General features: G+C 70.0%; 19 protein-coding genes. 7 read left to right on the plus strand and 12 right to left on the minus strand.

What is annotated here, in order from left to right; all coding sequences use genetic code 11:
- Positions 1–55 precede the first annotated feature (55 nt).
- The 9 genes from crcB to ASC67_RS13195 form a co-directional block, all read right to left on the minus strand.
- Positions 56–457 (minus strand): fluoride efflux transporter CrcB, encoded by a 402-nt coding sequence (gene crcB / locus ASC67_RS13155; protein ID WP_056321382.1) that lies wholly within the window; start codon positions 455–457, stop codon positions 56–58.
- Entirely contained in the window at positions 454–933 is a 480-nt protein-coding gene (locus tag ASC67_RS13160) for a molybdenum cofactor biosynthesis protein MoaE (RefSeq protein ID WP_056321385.1), read from the minus strand. The genes crcB and ASC67_RS13160 overlap by 4 nt, the downstream gene beginning before the upstream one ends.
- A 55-nt stretch (positions 934–988) precedes the next feature.
- Positions 989–2,671: a hypothetical protein gene (locus tag ASC67_RS13165; RefSeq protein WP_162245634.1), complete on the minus strand. Its 1,683-nt coding sequence runs from the start codon at positions 2,669–2,671 to the stop codon at positions 989–991.
- Positions 2,672–2,863: 192 nt separating this feature from the next.
- Positions 2,864–3,118 (minus strand): MoaD/ThiS family protein, encoded by a 255-nt coding sequence (locus tag ASC67_RS13170; RefSeq protein WP_056321389.1) that lies wholly within the window; start codon positions 3,116–3,118, stop codon positions 2,864–2,866.
- 10 nt (positions 3,119–3,128) lie between these two features.
- On the minus strand, positions 3,129–4,343 hold the full coding sequence (glp, locus tag ASC67_RS13175; protein ID WP_404932880.1) for a gephyrin-like molybdotransferase Glp: 1,215 nt from the start codon (positions 4,341–4,343) through the stop codon (positions 3,129–3,131).
- Positions 4,285–4,935 (minus strand): molybdopterin-guanine dinucleotide biosynthesis protein B, encoded by a 651-nt coding sequence (gene mobB / locus ASC67_RS13180; protein ID WP_404932881.1) that lies wholly within the window; start codon positions 4,933–4,935, stop codon positions 4,285–4,287. Before mobB ends, glp begins: the two co-directional genes overlap by 59 nt.
- The gene (thrC, locus tag ASC67_RS13185; protein WP_056321400.1) at positions 4,922–6,334 is read right to left on the minus strand and encodes a threonine synthase; all 1,413 of its coding nucleotides are present in this window, start codon (positions 6,332–6,334) and stop codon (positions 4,922–4,924) included. The genes mobB and thrC overlap by 14 nt, the downstream gene beginning before the upstream one ends.
- 129 nt (positions 6,335–6,463) lie before the next feature.
- Positions 6,464–7,780 (minus strand): homoserine dehydrogenase, encoded by a 1,317-nt coding sequence (locus ASC67_RS13190; protein WP_056321403.1) that lies wholly within the window; start codon positions 7,778–7,780, stop codon positions 6,464–6,466.
- Positions 7,781–7,799: 19 nt separating this feature from the next.
- Positions 7,800–9,029, minus strand: a complete 1,230-nt coding sequence (locus ASC67_RS13195) for a pyridoxal phosphate-dependent aminotransferase (protein ID WP_056321407.1) — start codon at positions 9,027–9,029, stop codon at positions 7,800–7,802.
- Positions 9,030–9,137: 108 nt separating this feature from the next.
- On the opposite strand from ASC67_RS13195, the gene ASC67_RS13200 reads away from it, so the two are divergent.
- From ASC67_RS13200 to ASC67_RS13215, 4 genes are all read left to right on the plus strand, one after another.
- Positions 9,138–9,515 (plus strand): Mth938-like domain-containing protein, encoded by a 378-nt coding sequence (locus ASC67_RS13200; protein ID WP_056321411.1) that lies wholly within the window; start codon positions 9,138–9,140, stop codon positions 9,513–9,515.
- A gap of 117 nt (positions 9,516–9,632) precedes the next feature.
- Positions 9,633–10,109 carry a peroxiredoxin gene (locus ASC67_RS13205; RefSeq protein ID WP_056321414.1) on the plus strand — a complete coding sequence of 159 codons (477 nt, stop codon included), beginning with the start codon at positions 9,633–9,635 and terminating at the stop codon, positions 10,107–10,109.
- A 150-nt stretch (positions 10,110–10,259) separates the two neighbouring features.
- The gene (locus ASC67_RS13210; RefSeq protein ID WP_056321421.1) at positions 10,260–11,948 is read left to right on the plus strand and encodes a PhoH family protein; all 1,689 of its coding nucleotides are present in this window, start codon (positions 10,260–10,262) and stop codon (positions 11,946–11,948) included.
- A 74-nt stretch (positions 11,949–12,022) separates the two neighbouring features.
- Positions 12,023–13,213 (plus strand): acetyl-CoA C-acyltransferase family protein, encoded by a 1,191-nt coding sequence (locus ASC67_RS13215; protein ID WP_056321425.1) that lies wholly within the window; start codon positions 12,023–12,025, stop codon positions 13,211–13,213.
- A gap of 56 nt (positions 13,214–13,269) precedes the next feature.
- On the opposite strand, the gene ASC67_RS13220 is transcribed toward ASC67_RS13215, so the two are convergent.
- A complete protein-coding gene (locus tag ASC67_RS13220) occupies positions 13,270–13,635 on the minus strand; it encodes a putative quinol monooxygenase (RefSeq protein WP_056321430.1) in 366 nt (121 codons plus the stop codon).
- Positions 13,636–13,825: 190 nt separating this feature from the next.
- Between ASC67_RS13220 and imuA the strand changes: the two genes are divergently transcribed.
- From imuA to ASC67_RS13235, 3 genes are read left to right on the plus strand one after another with little or no spacing between them, the layout of a single operon-like run.
- Complete coding sequence (imuA, locus tag ASC67_RS13225; RefSeq protein WP_056321434.1) at positions 13,826–14,614, plus strand: translesion DNA synthesis-associated protein ImuA; 789 nt, start codon at positions 13,826–13,828, stop codon at positions 14,612–14,614.
- Complete coding sequence (locus tag ASC67_RS13230; RefSeq protein WP_056321439.1) at positions 14,544–16,034, plus strand: DNA polymerase Y family protein; 1,491 nt, start codon at positions 14,544–14,546, stop codon at positions 16,032–16,034. Before imuA ends, ASC67_RS13230 begins: the two co-directional genes overlap by 71 nt.
- Before the next feature lie 4 nt (positions 16,035–16,038).
- The gene (locus ASC67_RS13235; protein WP_082536012.1) at positions 16,039–19,338 is read left to right on the plus strand and encodes an error-prone DNA polymerase; all 3,300 of its coding nucleotides are present in this window, start codon (positions 16,039–16,041) and stop codon (positions 19,336–19,338) included.
- Between the two features lie 35 nt (positions 19,339–19,373).
- Here ASC67_RS13235 and ASC67_RS13240 read toward each other — a convergent pair whose 3' ends face one another.
- Positions 19,374–19,568 carry a hypothetical protein gene (locus ASC67_RS13240; protein WP_056321442.1) on the minus strand — a complete coding sequence of 65 codons (195 nt, stop codon included), beginning with the start codon at positions 19,566–19,568 and terminating at the stop codon, positions 19,374–19,376.
- Positions 19,568–19,891 carry a hypothetical protein gene (locus ASC67_RS13245; RefSeq protein ID WP_056321445.1) on the minus strand — a complete coding sequence of 108 codons (324 nt, stop codon included), beginning with the start codon at positions 19,889–19,891 and terminating at the stop codon, positions 19,568–19,570. The genes ASC67_RS13240 and ASC67_RS13245 overlap by 1 nt, the downstream gene beginning before the upstream one ends.
- Positions 19,892–19,939 lie beyond the last annotated feature (48 nt).

The following is a 19,939-nucleotide window of genomic DNA, read 5'->3' on the forward strand; positions in this document are numbered from 1 at the left end:
CGGCGGTGCGGCTTTTCAAGCGGGGCCCGGCTTGACCTGCATCAAGCAGGCCCGCTCAGCGGGCTGCGAGCCAGGCCTGTGCCAGCGCCCAGCCGAGCGCGGCACAGGCCAGCGAGCCCAGCACGTGCGCCAACGTGTGCCCCAGCGCCATGCCGTAGGATCCGCGCTGCAGCAACACCAGAGATTCGAGCGAGAACGCCGAGAAGGTGGTGAAACCGCCGCACAGGCCGGTCACCAGCAGCAGGCGCAGCAGGTCGTCGGGCCGCTGCGACAACCAGGCCGCGGCGGCGCCGATCACGAGGCCGCCCGACGCATTGATCAGCAGCGTGCCCAGCGGGAAGCCGCTCCAGGCCGGGTTGAGCCACAGGCCGACACGCCAGCGCAGCAGCGCGCCGACCGCCGAGCCGGCCGCGACGCACAGCGCCTGCAGCAGCGGCGAGGCGACGGCGGCGCTCATGCGTTGCCGTTCGCTGCGATGCCCCAGCGCCGGAGAGCGTCGTCGTCGGCGACGCGGGCATCGACCCAGCGGGCGCCCTGCGGCGTCTGCTCCTTTTTCCAGAACGGTGCCTGGGTCTTCAGGTAGTCCATCAGGAATTCGCAGGCTTGGAAGGCCTGGCCCCGGTGCGCGGAACTGACCACCACCAGCACGATCTGTTCGCCCACCTCGAGCGCTCCGATGCGATGGATGACCCGGGCGCCGAGCAGGTCGAAGCGCTCGAAGGCCGCGTCGATCATGGCCTCGATCGCACGCTCGGTCATGCCGGGATAGTGCTCGAGCTCCATGCGGCTGATCTCAGCGCCGTCGTTGCGGTCGCGTACGGTGCCGACGAAGCTGGCAACCGCGCCGACGCCGCGCTGATGGGCGCGCAATGCGGCGACCTCGGCGGACAGATCGAAGTCCTCCGTCTGGATGGTCACGCGTCCGGTCGTCATGGCACGGGATTCTCGCACCGCCCCATCCCTGGCCGCGTGCGCGGCCCACGAGCGTTCAGCCCGGCAGTTCGTCGTTCTGGCGCAGCCGCACGCACTGCGCGTGCGCGTAGAAGCGGCTCTGTTCGCACTGCACCTGCATGCAGCGGTACAGCGCGAAATTGGTCCGTGGCGCGCAGGCTTCGGCCGGAGTGCCGGGCACGGGCTCGCGGCGCGCCAGTTCGGCAGCCGGAGCCTGTGTGGGCGGCGCCGGACTGACAGCGGACGGCGCGGACGCGGGCCGCTCCGGCCGGGTCGTCACCGGCGCCGCAGCGGGCGCCACCGCCGCGGTCGTGGTGCGTCCGGGGTTGACCACGGCCGGCTCCAGCGGACGCGACGGGGGCGCGGGGGTGGCGGTCGCTTGCGGGAGCGGCGCCAACACAGGATCGGCAGCGGCCGGCGCCGCCATGCCTGCGGCGGACGGATCGTGTTGCACGAGATCCTGCTCCGCCGACGGCAGCGTGGCCGGCGTGGGCACCGTGCTTGCAAGCCGGGAGACCGGCGGGTAACCGGTCAACTGGTAGGTCGCCAGTCCTGCGACGACCAGGGCGCCCAACACGCCGGCCACCGCCCAGGGCCAGCGACGCTGACGCGGCGCGGCTGGCGCCGCAGGCCGCGCTCGTGGGGCGCTGTGCATCATGGGGTCCGAACGCAGGCCGGCCAGCCCCTGCGGCCGGCTGTCGCGCTCGAGCTCGCCCGGCCCGGACACCGACCACAGCACTTCGCGATCCTGGAAGGGGGCTGTCAGCACCGGGATGTCGGACAGCGCCAGACCGCGGCGATCCGGTGCGACCAGTGGCTCCCGTGCCACCGCCGCGGCGCCGCCGCCCATCGCCTGCAATTGCCGCCGGAACGCCGCCACCGACTGGGGCCGCTCGCGCGGGTCGGCGGCCAGTGAACGCTCGAGCACCGACACGAAGCCATGCGCGTAGCGCCCGACCGTCGAAGCGCCGGTGGCCTGCGGTGTGGCGCCCCCTGCCAGTCGCGGCGCGTTCATGCAGAACTGCACCACGGCGGCCAGAGAGTAGAGATCGGACCAGGGACCCGGCGCGTGCTCGCTCGGCGGCTCGGCCAGTTCGGGCGGCCGGAAGCCGGGCTCCGGCCACGCGGGGTGCTGCGGCAGGCGCGCACCGATCGTCGTCCGCACCGCGGCGGTGTCCAGCAGCATCGGGGTGCCGTCCGGCTGCACCAGGATCTGCCCGGGCCGGACGTTGCCGTGCACCCATCCGGCCTCGTGCAGGCTCTCCAGCGCATCGAGCAAGGGCCCGATCAGCCGGCGCAGCCAGTCCTCGCTCGGCGCCTCGTTCATCGCGGCGCAGGCTTCGGCGAGCGTGCGCCCTTCGACACGCGGCCACAGCCGGTAGGCGGTGCCACGCATCTGCCACACCGCGCCGATGCGCATCAGCGCGGGATGCAGGGGCTTGGCGAGCAGTTCCGACTCCTGCAGGAAAGCCTGCAGGCCCTCCTCCCACAAGGCAGCATGAGCCGGCGAGCGGGGCCGCAGCAGCCCGGTCGTGTCGCGCAGCGAAACCCCGGCCGGCGCGAACTCCTCGATCGTGACTTCGCCTCCCGACGCGCTGGCGGTGGCCAGGTAGCGCAGGCCGAACTCGTCCCGCGCCTGCAGCTTCTGCAGAACGAAGCTGCCCACAGCCGTGCCGGACGGGAGCCGCTGGGGCTCGACGACCGCAGGACGGGCGCTCACCGCGGGTGGACTCGCGGGGTCGGAAGGGCGAGAGATGGGAATCATGTGCAGGTGAATGACAGAGTCCGCAGCATAGACCGCAGTTCCCTGCGTTCTGGTTGCAAAGCGTATACCCGGCGACTCCGCGCAGGATCGGTGTATCCCGCGTGCCGAACCATCCCTCGAAGACAACGCCGAGGGGCTGCGCCCCGCTCAGCCGCCCGTGACCGGCGGGAAGAAGGCGATTTCGGCGCCTTCATGCACCAGCGTGGTTTCATCGTCGACCATCGCCTGGTCCAAGGCCATGCGCAGGGCGCGGCCGCGGCCCAGTGCCTCGGCATGGCGCCCGCCCCGCGCGATGAGCTGGTCTCGCAGCCCGGACAGGCGCGTGCCGGCGGCGAGTTCGACCGTTTCGCCAGGGCCGAGCGCCTCGCGAACCGAGGCGAAATAGCGCAACTGCACCTTCATGGGAGGTCTCTCATGCAAGCAATTCCGCAAACGGCAGAAAGCGGACGATGTCGCCCCGCACGATGGCCCGGCCCGGCGGGTTGTCGATCAGGCCCTCGGCCCAGACGGCGGAGGTCAGCACGCCCGAACTCTGGTTGCCGAACAGCTCGAGCCCGCCGTCGGCATTGCGCCGGGCCCGCAGGAACTCGCGCCGGGCATCCGGCCGTGGCCAGTCGAAATCCGCACGAACCGGCCAGCCAGTCGGCTCCGAGGTCGGCAGGCCCTGCAGGGCCTGCAGGACCGGGCGCACCGCGAGCAGGAAGGTCACGAAGCTCGACACCGGGTTACCGGGCAGGCCGATGAAGAGCGCCGGCCGATCGCCGTCGACCGAGCGCAGCTCGCCGAAGGCCAGCGGCTTGCCCGGCTTGATGGCGATCTGCCACAGGTCGAGCCGACCTTCCGCCTCGACGGCCGGTTTCAGATGGTCTTCCTCGCCGACCGACACGCCGCCAGAAGTGAGGATCAGGTCATGGCCGCTGGCGGCCCGGCGCAGTGCCTCGCGGGTGGCGTCGAGGCGGTCCGGCACGATGCCGAGATCGGCGACCTCGCAGCCGGCCGACTGCAGCAGCGCCTGCAGCGTGTAGCGGTTGGAGTTGTAGATGGCGCCGGGCTTCAGCGGCTCGCCGGGCATCACCAGTTCGTCGCCGGTCGAGAACAGCGCGACGCGCGGTCGGCGCACCACGCTCAGGGCCGCCGCGCCCACCGAGGCGGCCAGCCCGAGCGCCTGCGGCGTGAGCCGGCTGCCGCGCGCCAGCACCACGCTGCCGGCGCGCACGTCCTCGCCGCGGCGGCGCACCCACTGGCCGGCCGCCGGCCGGATCTGGACACGCACGCCGCCACCGTCGACCACCTCGCACTGCTCCTGCATCACGATCGCATCGGCGCCTTCCGGCACCGGCGCCCCGGTGAAGATGCGCGCGGCCGTGCCGGGCGCCAGCACCGCACCGACCTGCCCCGCCGCGATGCGCTGGCTGACGGCCAGCAGCGTGCCGGGCTGGGGCACGTCGGCCGCGCGCAGCGCGTAACCATCCATCGAGCTGTTGTCGTGCGGCGGCACGTCGAGCTGCGAGGCCACGTCGGCCGCGAGCACGCGGCCGAGGGCCTCGAAGCTGGAGACCGTCTCGGTCTCAGCCAGTGCCGTCGTGCCGGCGAGCAGCCGCGCCAGGGCGTCGGGCAGGCTCAGCATCGGCCGCGGGGGCGACATAGGCGGCTTCGTTGTCGGCGTCGTCATAGGGGGACCGGTAGTCGTGGCGCGCGGCCTGGCAGAGCAGAAAGGCCGTCACCGCATCAGCGTCGTTCAGGTCGAGCACCGGAAGCAGCGTCGGCGACGGCAGGGCTTCGGGGCTGTCGGTCGCGATCGCGACCACGAAGGGGTCGTGCGGGTACTGGACGCGCTGCCCCGTCTCGGCACGCCAGATCTCGATTTTCAGCAGGTCGGCATGCTTGAAGCCCTCGACCAGCACCCAGTCGGCGTCGGACAGCTCGGCGATCAGCTGGTGCGGATTCGGATCGGCCTCGATGTCGTACTCGCGGATCTTCGCGAGGCGCCGGTTGGAGGCAATCACCACCTCGTAGGCGCCGGCGGCGCGGTGGCGGTGCGAGTCCTTGCCAGGCTGGTCGATGTCGAAGTCGTGATGGGCGTGCTTGACGACGGAGACGCGGTGCCCGGCGAGGCGCAGGCGCGCCACGAGCTGCTCGACCAGCGTGGTCTTGCCCGAACCCGAGTACCCGCAGAAACCGACGACCTTCATCCGGCGACAGCCCTCATATCGAGCAATTCTCGACGATGTAGGCCTGCACCGTCGGTGCGCTGGCCGGCATGACCTTGAAGCGCCTGGGGAGCTGCTCCAGCCCGTCGAGCCCGGCCGGCCTCGGGGGCTCGTGGCCGAGCGCCTCGAGGATGGTGGCGGCGAACTTGATCGGCAGCGCGGTCTCCAGCACCAGCAGCGGCGTGCCGGGCTTCGCGTATGCACGGCCCACCTTCAGGCCGTCGGCGGTGTGCGGATCGATGGTGACGCCGAAGCGCTGCTGCGTGTCGCGGATGGTCGCCACGCGGTCGGCGTGCGTGCTCTTGCCGGACACGAAGCCGAACTCGCGCACCCGCGCGAACTCGGCGGGTGTCAGCGTGAAGCCGCCGTGCCGTGCGATGTCGTCGCCGAACAGCTGGCGGGTGCGCGCCGCGTCGCGACCCAGCAGGTCGAACACGAAGCGCTCGAAGTTGCTGGCCTTGGAGATGTCCATCGACGGGCTGGAGGTCTCGTGCGTGTCGGCTGCGCCGCGCACGCGGTAGCTGCCGGTGCGGAAGAACTCGTCGAGCACGTCGTTCTCGTTGGTGGCGACCACCAGCTGCTCGATCGGCAGGCCCATCATGCGCGCCACATGACCGGCGCAGACGTTGCCGAAATTGCCCGAGGGCACCGCGAAGCTCACTCGCTCGTCGTTCGTCTTCGTGGCCTGGAAATAGCCGGCGAAGTAATAAACCACCTGCGCCAGCAGACGCGCCCAGTTGATGGAGTTGACCGTGCCGATGCGCCAACGGCGCTTGAACTCCAGGTCGTTGGACACGGCCTTGACGATGTCCTGGCAGTCGTCGAACACGCCCTCGACCGCGAGATTGTGGATGTTCGCATCGGGCAGGCTGAACATCTGCGCCTGCTGGAACGGGCTCATGCGGCCGTGCGGGCTGAGCATGAAGACGCGCACGCCCTGCTTGCCGCGCATCGCGTACTCGGCCGCACTGCCGGTATCGCCGGAGGTCGCGCCCAGGATGTTCAGCGTCTCGCCGCGGCGCGCCAGTTCGTACTCGAAGAGCTGGCCGAGCAACTGCATGGCCATGTCCTTGAAGGCAAGCGTCGGGCCATTCGACAGGGCCTGCAGCGCGACGCCCGGCTCCAGCGGCTTCAGCGGGGTGATCTCGGCCGTGCCGAAGACTTGGCGTGTGTAGGTCTTGCGGACCAGCGTGCGCAGGTCAGCGGCGGGGATGTCGGCGATGTAGAGCGACAGGATCTCGCAGGCGAGGTCGGCGTACGACAGGCCGCGCCAGCGCGCCAGCGTGGCCGCATCGACACGCGGATAGCGCTCCGGCAGGTAGAGACCCCCATCTGGCGCCAGGCCTTCGAGCAGGATGTCGGAGAAGCCGCGCGGCGTGGTATCGCCGCGGGTGCTGAGGTAGTTCATGGACGATTCAGACTCACAACGAGCGTGCCGCCACGGCCCCTTCCAGCAGCCGCCGAGGCTCCGGCTTCGCCGGGCCGATGGTGGCGCCCCCTCGAGGGCGAGCGGCGAGGCCGCAATGGGGGTGGACCATCAAGACAGTTCTTCCTTGCGGATGCGCACGATGGGCGCCAGCACGGTCGGCAGCGCCTGCATCTGCGCCAGCGCCGCGTTCATCTTCCCTTCGAGCGTGTCGTGGGTCAGGATGATCAGGTCGGTCTGGCTTTCGCCCTCGGCCGACTCGCGTTGCAGCACGGCGTCGATCGAGATCGCATGGTCGGCCAGGATGCGGGTGATGTTGGCCAGCACGCCGGCCTTGTCGGCCACCTGCAGGCGCAGGTAGAAGGCGGTGACGACCTGTTCGATGGGCAGGATCGGCGTGGCAGCCACCGCATCGGGATGGAAAGCCAGGTGCGGCACCCGGTGATCGGGGTCGGCGGTGATGAGCCGGGTCACGTCGACCAGGTCGGCCACCACGGCCGAGGCCGTCGGCTCGGCACCAGCGCCCTTGCCGTAATAGAGCGTCGAGCCGACCGCGTCGCCCTGCACCACCACGGCATTCATCGCCCCTTCGACGTTGGCGATCAGGCGCGTGCCCGGGATCAGCGTCGGGTGCACGCGCAGCTCGATGCCCTGCGCGTCTTCGCGGCGCTTGGTGATGCCCAGCAGCTTGATGCGGTAGCCCAGCTGCTCGGCGTAGCGGATATCGGCCGCCTGCAGCTTGGTGATGCCTTCGATGTAGGCGTGCTCGAACTGCACCGGCGTGCCGAAAGCGATCGCGCTCATGATCGTCGCCTTGTGCGCGGCGTCGATGCCCTCGATGTCGAAGGTCGGGTCGGTCTCGGCGTAGCCCAGGCGCTGGGCTTCCTTCAGCACGGTGCCGAAGTCCAGGCCCTTGGAGCGCATCTCCGACAGGATGAAGTTGGTGGTGCCGTTGATGATGCCGGCGATCCAGTTGATGCGGTTCGCGGTCAGGCCCTCGCGCAGCGCCTTGATGATCGGGATGCCGCCGGCCACCGCCGCCTCGAAGCCGACCGCCACGCCGCGCTCGCGCGCCGCCGCGAAGATCTCGGTGCCGTGCACCGCCAGCAGCGCCTTGTTGGCGGTGACCACCGGCTTGCCGGCAGCGATGGCGGCCAGCACCAGCTCGCGGGCCCGCGTCGTGCCGCCGATCACCTCGACGACCACGTCGATGTCGGGGCGGCGCACCAGCGCGTCGAAGTCGTCGGTCAGCACCACCTCGCTGCCGAGCGTCGCGCGCGCCTTGGGCACGTCACGCGCGGCGACCGCGGCAACCTCGATGCCGCGGCCGGCGCGGCGCTGGATCTCGGCCCGGTTGCGCCGCAGCACCTGCACCACGCCGCCGGCCACCACGCCCGCGCCGAGCAGGCCCACTTGGATCGGTTTCATCTTCAATTCGGACACGGTGTCAGACGCTGTGGCGCTTGCGGTAATGGTCGAGGAAACGAGCGATGCGGCCGATCGCATCGCTCAGGTCGTCGGAGTTCGGCAGGAACACGACGCGGAAATGGTCGGGCTGAGGCCAGTTGAAGCCGGTGCCCTGCACGATCAGCACCTTCTCCTCGGCCAGCAGCTCGAAGGCGAACTGCTGGTCGTCCTGGATCGGATAGAGCTTCGGGTCGAGCCGCGGGAACATGTAGAGCGCGGCCTTGGGCTTGACCACGCTCACGCCGGGAATCTGGCTCAGCAGTTCGTAGGCCATGTCGCGCTGGCGTGCCAACCGGCCGCCTGGCGCGACCAGGTCCTTGATGCTCTGGTATCCGCCCAGCGCCGTCTGGATCGCGAGCTGACCCGGCGTGTTGGCGCACAGGCGCATCGACGCGAGCATGTTGAGCCCCTCGATGTAGTCCTTGGCATGGCGCTTGTCGCCCGACACCACCATCCAGCCGGCGCGGTAGCCGCAGGCACGGTAGTTCTTGCTGAGGCCGTTCAGCGTCACGCACAGCACGTCATCGGCCAGCGAGGCGATGCTGGTGTGGGTGTTGCCGTCGTACAGCGTCTTGTCGTAGATCTCGTCGGCGAAGATGATCAATTGGTGCTGGCGCGCGATTTCGATGATCTCGCGCAGCACGCTCTCCGGGTACAGCGCGCCGGTCGGGTTGTTCGGGTTGATGACGACGATGGCACGCGTGTTCGGCGTGATCTTGCGGCGGATGTCGTCGAGGTCCGGATACCAGTCGCTTGCCTCGTCGCACAGGTAGTGCACCGGGTTGCCGCCCGACAGCGACACCGCCGCGGTCCACAGCGGGTAGTCGGGCGCCGGCACCAGCACCTCGTCGCCGTTGTCGAGCAGCGCGTTGAGGCTCATCACGATCAGCTCGGACGCGCCGTTGCCGAGGTAGACGTCGTCGACCGTCACGCCGGAGATCGACTTCTCCTGCGCGTAATGCACCACCGCCTTGCGCGGTGCGAACAGGCCCTTGCTGTCGGTGTAGCCCGCGGTCTGCGACAGGTTGCGGATCATGTCCTGCACGATCTCGTCGGGCGGATCGAAGCCGAACACCGCCAGGTTGCCGATGTTGAGCTTGATGATCTTCTGGCCCTCTTCTTCCATCGCGCGGGCCTTGTCCAGCACTGGACCACGGATGTCGTAGCACACGTTGGCGAGCTTGCTGGACTTGGCGATGGGCTTGGGCACGAGAACTCCTGCATCTCAATGGAACGACCGCGGCGGCACTGCGCGCAGAGCCTAAAATTAGACCACAGCGCTCGCCTTCGAGCCCGCCCCGCCACACTCCCGCGCCCCATGAAACTGCAGCCCGACCGCATCGCCGTCGCCAACGTGATCAGCGGCTACACGCGCAGCAGCGTCCAGATCGGCGAGCGCACCTGGCGCGACAGCGTGGTGCTGCCCTGGCAGGGCGATGTGACACCCTGGCACGGCGCACGTTTCGACGCACTGGGGCCCCAGCATTTCGAGGTGCTCGCGGCTCTCGGTCCGGAGCTGGTGCTGTTCGGCAGTGGCAGTGCACTGCGCTTTCCTCGCCCCGAATGGCTGCGCCCGCTGATCGAGCGGCGCATCGGCTTCGAGACGATGGACACCGCAGCGGCCTGCCGCACCTACAACCTGCTGGTGGCCGAGGGCCGCAGCGTGATCGCCGCACTGCTGATCGATCCGCCGTGAGCCCGGCCCGCCGCCGCGGCGGGGCAACCGCAGTGTGTGGGGTGGCGGCATCGCTTGACAGCGCCTTTATAATCAACAGTTAGCCTTACTCGAGGCGCCTACTCAGCAGCACCCTTCATGACGCCCGCCCTCAATAAAGCCCTCCCGGAATTTGAAGCGCAGGCCACCGGTGGCGTGAAATTCACGCCCCAGGCCTATCTGGGTCAGACGGTCATCCTGTACTTCTACCCGAAGGACAATACCCCCGGATGCACCACCGAAGCGATGCAGTTTCGCGATCGCCACAAGGATTTCGTCAAGGCGGGCGCGGTGGTGTTCGGCGTGTCGCGCGACAACATGGCCTCGCACGACAAGTTCAAGCAGAACCTCGAACTGCCGTTCGAGCTGATCGCCGACACCGAGGAAAAGCTCTGCCACATGTTCGGCGTGGTCAAGAACAAGATCATGTACGGCAAGAAGGTCAAGGGCATCGAGCGCAGCACCTTCCTGATCGACCCCAATGGCGTGCTGGTCGAGGAGTGGCGCGGCATCAAGGTGGCCGGCCATGTCGACGAGGTGCTGAAGTCGGTCAAGGCGCTGAAGAAGGCTGCCTGAGCCCGACGTAACCAAGGCGTCACACAGCGGAGATTGAAGTCGGGCATGCAGTGTGCATAATGGATTCATGCCCGTGAGTCATTCACCGCATCCGAGCAAGCCGCACAGGCGACTGTGCGGCTTTTTCACTTCTTAAGGCCCTCGAAGTCCATGCCCCTGCCCAAACCGCCCGCCAAGAAAGCCTCCCTCCTCAGCGCCAGCGACTTCGATTCCCAGGCCGCACCCAAACCGGGCACCCGCGCCACCAAACAGGACAGCCCCGGCCCCGCCCTGCTCGACCTGTTCGACCCGCACCCCAAGACACCGGCGGCCAAGGCGCCTGTGCCGGCACCGGCCGCCGCGCCGCGCACGGCGCAGACCCCGGTCGCCGGCTACCTGCCGGTCAAGGCCGTCAGCCGCGGCACCGCCACGGAACCGCGCCCGCGCAAGCCGCGCGCCAGCGGCCCGCCCAAGCTGTTCGTCCTGGACACCAACGTGCTGATGCACGATCCGATGTCGCTGTTCCGCTTCGACGAGCACGACATCTACTTGCCGATGATCACGCTCGAGGAGCTCGACGGCCACAAGAAGGGCATGAGCGAGGTCTCGCGCAACGTGCGCCAGGTCAGCCGCGAGCTCGACGCGCTGGCCGGCGGCGCCGACAGCGCGAAATTCGATCCGGCGGCCGGCGTGGCGCTCGCGAAGACCGGCCACAAGGAAGCCGGCGGCACGCTGTTCTTCCAGACCACCTTCCTCGACGCCAAGCTGCCGGCCGGGCTGCCGCAGGGCAAGGCCGACAACCAGATCCTGGGCGTGGTGCAGGGCCTGCGCGAGCAGCACCCCGCACGCGACGTGGTGCTGGTGTCCAAGGACATCAACATGCGCATCAAGGCCCGTGCGCTGGGCCTGCCGGCCGAGGACTACTTCAACGACAAGACGCTGGAAGACGGCGACCTGCTCTACACCGGTGTGCTGCCGTTGCCGGCCGACTTCTGGGAGCGCCACGGCAAGACGATGGAGAGCTGGCAGCAGGGCGGCTCCACGTTCTACCGCATCGCCGGCCCGCTGGTGCCGGTGCTGATGGTCAACCAATTCGTCTACCTCGAGACCCCGGGCGCCGCGCCGCTGTACGCCAAGGTCACCGAGATCACCGGCAAGACCGCGGTGCTGAAGACGCTGAAGGACTACTCGCACGCCAAGAACGCCATCTGGGGCGTGACCGCGCGCAATCGCGAGCAGAACTTCGCGCTGAACCTGCTGATGGACCCGGACTGCGACTTCATCACCCTCACCGGCACCGCCGGCACCGGCAAGACGCTGATGACGTTGGCCGCCGGCCTGTCGCAGGTGATGGACGACCGCCGCTACAGCGAGATCATCGTGACCCGCGTGACCGTGCCGGTCGGCGAGGACATCGGTTTCCTGCCCGGCACCGAGGAAGAGAAGATGGGCCCGTGGATGGGCGCGCTCGACGACAACCTCGAGGTGCTGTCCAAGAACGACTCGGGCGCCGGCGAATGGGGCCGCGCCGCCACCAACGACCTGGTGCGCAGCAAGATCAAGATCAAGAGCCTGAACTTCATGCGCGGGCGCACCTTCCTGAACAAGTTCGTGCTGATCGACGAGGCGCAGAACCTGACGCCCAAGCAGATGAAGACGCTGATCACGCGAGCCGGCCCGGGCACCAAGATCGTCTGTCTGGGCAATCTGGCGCAGATCGACACGCCCTACCTCACCGAGGGCAGTTCGGGCCTCACCTTCGCGGTCGACCGCTTCAAGGGCTGGCCGCACAGCGGCCACGTGATGCTGGCGCGCGGCGAGCGCTCGCGGCTGGCCGATTACGCGTCGGACGTGTTGTAGGCCCACCTGCCCGGGTAGGGGCCCCATCGGGAGGCCGGAGCACAATTGACGCTCTGCACAAAAGGAGACCTGCGATGACCACTTCCCGAGACGTCTTCGTCGTCGGTGCCGCGCGCACCGCCATCGGCACCTACGGCGGCACGCTGAAGGACACGCCCCTGGCCGATCTGGCCACGCTGGCGGTCAGGACGGCGATCGAGCGCAGTGGCGCCGCGGCCGGGAGCATCGGCCACCTGGCGATGGGCAACGTGATCCCGACCGAGCCGCGCGACGCCTACCTGAGCCGTGTCGCCGCGATCAACGCCGGGCTGTCGAAGGAGACGCCGGCCTTCAACGTGAACCGCCTGTGCGGTTCCGGCCTGCAGGCCATCGTCTCGGCGGCGCAGTCGGTGCTGCTGGGCGACTGCGAGCTGGCCATCGGCGCCGGCGCCGAATCGATGTCGCGCGGCCCCTACCACGTGAACTCGGTCCGCTGGGGCGCGCGCATGGGCGACACGGCGATGGTCGACTACACGGTGGGCATCCTGCACGACCCCTTCCACAAGATCCACATGGGCATCACCGCGGAGAACGTGGCCGAGCAGTTCGGCATCACCCGCACGATGATGGACGAGCTGGCGGCCGAGAGCCACCGCCGCGCCGCCAAGGCGATCGCCGAAGGCCGCTTCAAGAGCCAGATCGTGCCGGTGGAGATCGTCACCCGCAAGGGCACGCTGAGCTTCGACACCGACGAGCACGTGAAGGCCGACACCACGGTCGAGACACTCGCCAAGATGAAGCCCGCCTTCAAGAAGGACGGCGGTCTGGTCACGGCCGGCAATGCCTCGGGCATCAATGATGGCGCGGCGGCCGTGGTGCTGGCCAGTGCCGAGGCCGTCAAGGCCGGTGGCCTGAAGCCGCTGGCGCGTCTGGTGGCCTATGCCCATGCCGGTGTGGACCCCAAGATCATGGGCATCGGCCCGGTACCGGCAACGCAACTCGCACTGAAGAAGGCCGGCCTCAAGGTGCAGGATCTCGACGTGATCGAGTCCAACGAAGCCTTCGCCGCGCAGGCCTGCGCCGTGGTGCGCGAACTCGACCTCGACCCCGCCAAGGTCAACGCCAACGGCTCGGGCATCTCGCTCGGCCACCCGGTGGGCGCGACCGGCGCCATCATCACCACCAAGGCCCTGTACGAACTGCAGCGCACCGGCGGCCGCTACGCGCTGGTGACGATGTGCATCGGCGGCGGTCAGGGCATCGCCGCGATCTTCGAGCGCGTCTGAACCGCGCGCTCGGCAGATGAAGCCCAGAGGATGGGCTTCATCCGCCGGGGCCTGCCTCAGCGGCGCAACCCGCCGCTCTGAAGAACGAAGTACTGCGGGTTCAGGCCCTTCAGCGGCTCGCGCAACTGCTCGATGTCGGCCGCCGTCGCGTGCACTTCGACCCGCGTCACCTCAGCGATCTTCAGTGCCTCGCCCAGCAGGGCACCGACATTTTCCAGGTGGGCCAGCAGGCCTGCCGCACCGTCATAGCCTTCACGGCAGTGCGCCGCGTCGCCATCGAAGCTGAAGGCGTAGTACGCGCACTTGGGCTCGCTGCGTGTCTTCTCGATGAAGCGCGCTGTCAGCGCCTTGAACTCATCGAGCTTGCCGGGCGCCACCTTGAAATAAGGCGCGATGCTGCAGCAGGTATCGGGGGTGCTCATCAATGTCTCCTGGGACAGGGTGTGGTGCGGAATGCAAGCGCGAGCGTGCCGGCCTTCACCCTCGCCGCACACCGGATGAACCCGTAAGCCAATCCCGGGGTCCTCCGCCGACGGGGATCCGCATGGGGCGGAACTGCGCACATGGATACTGTATTTATGTACAGTATTCATCTCCGTCCGCTCCTCCGCCATGCTCTCCGACCTCGCCGCCACCGCACCGTCGCCGCCACCGCGCGGCCTGGCCTCCTTCATGGACCGCCCCGGGGCCGCGCTGTGGCGGGCCGGCACGCTGGCCCGGCCGCCGCTGCCGACCCTTCCCACCGGATGGCCGGCGCTCGACGAGCAGCTGCCGGGCGGCGGCTGGCCTGCGAGCGGCCTGACCGAACTGCTGGCCACGCCGGCCAGCGGCGAGCTGGCGTTGCTGGCGCCGTGGCTGCGCAGCCTGGGGCAGCGCCAGGACGCTGCGCAGGAGATGGTCTGGATCACCCCTCCGGGTCGGCCTTGCCTGAGCGCACTGCTGGCCCTCGGCCTGGACGGCTCGCGGCTGCTGTGCCTGGCGCCGCAGACACCGACCGATGCCGCCTGGGCCGCCGAGCAGGCGGTGCGCGCCGGCAGTTGCGCCGCCGTGTTGTGGTGGAGTGAACGGCCGGTCGCCCGTCCCGTGTTGCGCCGCCTGCATCTGGCGGCGCAGGCTGGCCTCACGCCACTGCTGACCGTGCAGGCGCCCGCGGCCCGTTCGCTGAGCAGCCCGGCCCCGCTGCGCCTGGCCTGCCAGTCGCTGCCAGGCCACGCCCTGGCGGTCGACGTGTTCAAGCGCCGCGGCCCGCCGATGGCGAGGCCCCTGCAACTGGCCCTTCCCTGGCCGGAATCGGCACGCCGTGCGCCGTCGATTGCAACGAGTCCCCACGATGCTGTGGATCGCCCTCTACCTGCCCCAGCTGCCGCTGCAAGCCCTGCCCTGGTCGCACACCGGGCTTGAGGCCGCACTGCCGGTGGCGGTGGCCGAGCAGCACGTGCTGCTCGGCGCCAACCGCGCGGCGCACGCCCTCGGCGTGCGGGCCGGGCAGAGCGTGGCCACGGCCTTGTCGCTGCTGCCGCAGCTCGTCGTGATCCCGCGCGAGCGGGCCTGCGAGGCCGCGCTGGTCGAGCGACTGGCCCTGGCGCTCGGTGCGCTCACGCCCCATCTGAGCCTCGCTCCGGACGGCGTGCTGCTCGAGGTGCAGAGCACGCTGCGGTTGTTCGGCGGCATCCATGCCTTGCTGCACCGGGCGCAAGCCCTGGCGCACGCGAGCGGTGTGCAGGCGCGCACGGGTTGTGCGCCGACCCCCGGCGCCGCCTGGCTGTTCGCCACCAGTGGCCTGGCCCGGCCACATGCGCTGAAAGCCCGGAGCAGCGCTCAGCAGCTGGACCGGCTGCCGGTGGCGAGCCTGTCCCGCCTGCTGCCGCCGAGCCCCCGTCAGAGCGAGTTGCTGCAGGCGCTGGGCATCCAGACCCTCGGTGCGTTGCGGGCCCTGCCGCGCGCCGGCCTGCAGCGCCGGCTCGGCGTGGACCTGGGGCTGGCGCTCGACCGCAGCTACGGCGACGCACCCGACCCCCGCCCGTGGTTCGCACCGCCCGAGCACTTCACTGCCCGGCGTGAGCTGATGCAACGTGCCGACGAAGCCGCAGTGCTGGTCGCCGCGGTCGAGGCCCTGCTGCCGGCCTTGCGCGGCTGGTTGCAGCTGCGCTGGCAGGCCGTCACGGAGCTGGCGCTGAGACTGCGCCACGAGCATGGCCGCGAGCCCCGCCCCGACACACGGCTGCGCTTGCGGCTGTCGGCCCCGAGCCGCGACATCGGCCAGCTCGCGCTGCTGTGGCGCGAGCGTCTGCAGCGCCATGCGCTCGCCACGCCGGTGTACGAGATCGCGCTCGAGCTGGAAACCGCCGTGCCGCACGGCGGCACGCCCGGTGAACTGCTGCCCGCGCCGGGCCGGCAAGATGGCGAGCACGCCGCGCTGCTCGACCGGCTGGCCGCGCGGCTGGGGGGCGACCACGTGCAGCGCTGGGTGCCGCAGGCCGATCACCGGCCCGAGCACGCGCAGCGCGCCCGAGCGGCCGGCGAGCCCCCCCCTGCTTCCATCGCGATCCCGGCGGCCGCTCCTGCCGCCCCCCGGCCGCTCTGGCTGCTGCCCCTCCCGCTGCCGCTGGTCAGCGATGCACTGGGCCGGCCGCGGCATGGCGGCCCCTTGCGGGTGTGCTCGCGGGCCGAGCGCATCGAGGCCGGCTGGTTCGACGGCGCGCTGGTGCGACGCGATTACCACGTGGCCGAGGGCGCCGACCACCGGCTGCGCTGGATCTATCGAGAACACCCCAGCGATGTCTCGTCGGGGGGCTGGTTCCTGCACGGCTGGTTCGGGTGAGGCGATGCCGCAGCCGGCCCATCCCAAGACGCCGCAGCCGGCGTCGCCCCCGCCACCGCCGCTGCACTGGACACGACCGGGGCTGCCGGCCTACGCGGAGCTGCATTGCCGCTCGAACTTCAGCTTCCTGACCGGCGCCTCGCACCCGCAGGAGCTGGTGGAGCGCGCCGCCCAGCTCGGCTACGCGGCGATCGCGATCACCGACGAGTGCTCGGTGGCCGGCGTGGTGCGGGCGCATGCGGCGCTGAAGCGGCTGCGCGAGAACGGCGACCCGTCGCTGCCGGCCCTGATCATCGGCAGCGAGTTCACGCTCGCCGCCTCATCCACCGCGCCCGGCTGCCGCCTGGTGCTGCTGGCGAAGAACCGCGAGGGCTACGCCCAGCTCTGCGGTCTGATCACGCTCGGCCGCGGCCGCAGCGCCAAGGGTCACTACCAGCTGAGCGTCGACGACCTCGATGCGCCGCTGGCCGGCCAGGGCCGTGCCGCCGGCGTACCCGACTGCCTGGCGCTGCTGATCCCGCGCCGCGAAGAGGACCACGGCACCCTGCTCGCGCAGGCCCGCTGGCTGGCGGGCCGCTGCGGCGAGCGCGCCTCGATCGCGATCGAGCTGCTGCGCTGGGCCGACGACGAGTCCTTCATCGAACGCCTGCTCGAGGTGTCGGCCGCCTCCGGCCTGCCACTGGCGGCGGCGGGCGACGTGCTGATGCACGTGCGCTCGCGCAAGCCGCTGCAGGACACGCTGACCGCGATCCGCCTGAAGCGCCGCGTCGCCGACTGCGGCTACGCGCTGATGCGCAACGCCGAGCAGCACCTGCGCTCGCGGCTGGCGCTGGCGCGGCTCTGCCGTCCCGAGTGGCTGCAGCGCAGCGTGGACCTCGCACGGGCCTGCGACTTCTCGCTGGAGCAGCTGAAGTACGAGTACCCGGACGAGATCGTGCCGGCCGGCGAGACGGCGGCCAGCCACCTGCGGCGCATGACCGAGGACGGCGCACGCAAGCGCTATTCCGGCGTGGTGCCCGACACGGTGAAGGAGCAGATCGAACGCGAGTTCACGTTGATCTTCCAGAAACGCTACGAGGCCTTCTTCCTCACCGTCTTCGACGTGGTGACGTTCGCCCGTTCCCGGGGCATCCTGTGCCAGGGTCGCGGCTCGGCCGCCAATTCGGCGGTCTGCTACTGCCTGGGCATCACCGAGGTCGACCCGACGCAGACCACGCTGCTGTTCGAGCGCTTCATCAGCGAGGAGCGCAACGAGGCCCCCGACATCGACGTCGACTTCGAGCACGAGCGGCGCGAGGAAGTCATCCAGTACATCTACGGCAAGTACGGCACGCACCGCACCGCGCTCGCCGCCGCACTGGCGACCTACCGCGTGCGCGGCGCGGTGCGCGAGGTCGGCAAGGCGCTGGGGCTGGACGAGCAGCGCATCGCCCGTCTCGCGAAGAGCCACCAGTGGTTCGATGGGCGCGAGGCACTGCCCGCTCGCCTGAGCGAAGCCGGCTTCGACCTGGACGCCCCGGTCACCCGGCAGTGGCTGGAGCTGAGTTCCACGCTGATCGGCTTCCCGCGGCATTTGTCGCAGCATGTCGGCGGTTTCGTCATCGCGCGCGACGAGCTGTCGCGCATGGTGCCGATCGAGAACGCCGCGATGAAGGACCGCCGCGTGATCCAGTGGGACAAGGACGACCTCGAGTCGCTGGGGCTGCTCAAGGTCGACGTGCTGGCGCTGGGCATGCTGAGCGCGCTCAAGCGCGCGCTCGCGCTGCTCACCGACTGGCGCGGCCCGCCGCCCGGCGCCAACGGCGGCGCGCCTGCACCCCCGTCATGGCAGATGCAGGACATCCCGCGCGAGGACATCGCCACCTACGAAATGATCCAGAAGGCCGACACCGTGGGCGTGTTCCAGATCGAGAGCCGAGCCCAGCAGAGCATGCTGCCCCGGCTGAAGCCCCGCGAGTTCTACGATCTGGTGGTCCAGGTCGCGATCGTGCGGCCGGGCCCGATCAGCGGCGGCATGGTGCACCCCTACCTGAAGCAGCGCGAGCTGCAGCGCCAGGGCCTGCGCCCGCCCCCCGTCTATCCGGCCCTCGAGAAGGCGCTCGAGCGCACGCTGGGCATCCCGATCTTCCAGGAACAGGTGATGCAGATCTGCATGATCGCAGCCGATTTCAGCGGCGGCGATGCCGACGAGCTGCGCCGTGCGATGGCGGCCTGGAAACGCAAGGGCGGCTTGCAGCACTTCCACCAGCGCATCGTCGATCGCATGGTGGCAAAGAACTACGACCGCGAGTTCGCCGAGCGCATCTTCGAGCAGATCAAGGGCTTCGGCGACTACGGCTTCCCGGAGAGCCATGCCTACAGCTTCGCGCTGCTGGCCTACCTGAGCGCCTGGCTCAAGTGCCACGAGCCGGCGATCTTCCTGGCCGCGCTGCTGAACTCGCAGCCGATGGGCTTCTACGCACCGTCGCAGCTGGTGCAGGACGCACGGCGCCACGCGGTCGAGGTGCGTCCGGTCGACGTGGGCCATAGCGGCTGGGACTGCACGCTCGAAGCGGCGTCACCCGGCAGCATGCCCTCCGACGCACGGCGGCCACAGCCCGCCGTGCGCCTGGGGCTGCGCCTCGTCTCCGGCTTCAGCAAGGCCGCCGCCGACCGCATCGTGGCCGCCCGTCATGCGGCGGCCTTCGCCAGCCTCGACGACCTGGCGCGGCGCGCCGGGCTCGATCCCCAGGCGCTGCAGGTGCTGGCCCGCGCCGACGCGCTGCAAGGCCTGGCCGGCCACCGCCGGCAGCAGGCCTGGCAGGCGAGCGGCCAGCCCCGCCGCACCGCCCTGCTCGCCGATGCACCGCATCGCGAGGACCCGCTCGCCCTTCCGGCGCCGCCCGAGGCCGAGGAGATCACGCTCGACTACGCCAGCCTCCAACTCACGCTGCGTCGCCATCCGCTGGCGCTGCTGCGCCCGCGGCTCGCGCAACGCGGCTGGCGCAATGCGCGGGAGCTCGGCGCCCTGAAGGATGGCAGCCGCGTCTGGGCCTGCGGCATCGTCGTCGGCCGCCAGCAGCCCGAGACCGCCAAGGGCACGATCTTCGTCACGCTGGAGGACGAGACCGGCTCGGTCAACGTGATCGTCTGGAAGGGCGTGCGCGAGCGGTTCCGCCAGGCGCTGCTGGCTTCACGCCTGCTGGCCGTGGCCGGGGAATGGCAGCGCTCGCCGGAGGGCGTGATGCACCTGCTGGCGCGACGGCTGGTCGACATGACGCCCTGGCTGGGCCGGCTGGCGACGAGTTCGCGGGACTTTCACTGACCGGTGAAAGCGCCCCGCCCCCGGCGCCTTCTCCGCTACTCGCTCTTGAGTCGCTTCACGACCGCAGCCGTGGTCAGCAGTTCCAGCTGGGCTTCGAGCCGGATCACGCGGCCCGTCAGATCCTCGATCTTCTGCTGCTGCAGTTTCATCGCGTCGGACTGCCGGTTGACCTTGTCCTCGAGCTTGATCATCGAGGTGAGCGCGCCCCAGACGCGGTCGGTGACGCCCATCAGGCGGCCTTGCGCACCGCCGTCCGGCCGGAGGCGGACTTCGGCAGTCGGGCCGCCTTCGCCTCCATCGCGGCGATGCGCTTGTTGCTCGCGTCGATGAAGCTCAGCGCATCGTCGATGGCGGCGCCGGCGCGATCGGCGGCATCGCGCGCGGCATCGGCCAGCACTCCCAGCTCCTGGTCCGCCTCCTTGGCCTCGTAGGCGAAGGCGCCGCGGCGCATCAGTTCCGACACGGGCAGGTCCAGGCGTTTCGCCTTGGCGGCGATCGCCTTCTTGTCCTGAGAAGTGGCTTGCACCACGATGCGTTCGACGGCTGCGGCCATGTCGTCACTCCGATCGGGGCCCATCGCCCCTGTCCATGGACAGTGTAT

The sequence above is a fragment of the Methylibium sp. Root1272 genome, from assembly GCF_001425905.1.
GTDB lineage: Bacteria > Pseudomonadota > Gammaproteobacteria > Burkholderiales > Burkholderiaceae_C > Methylibium.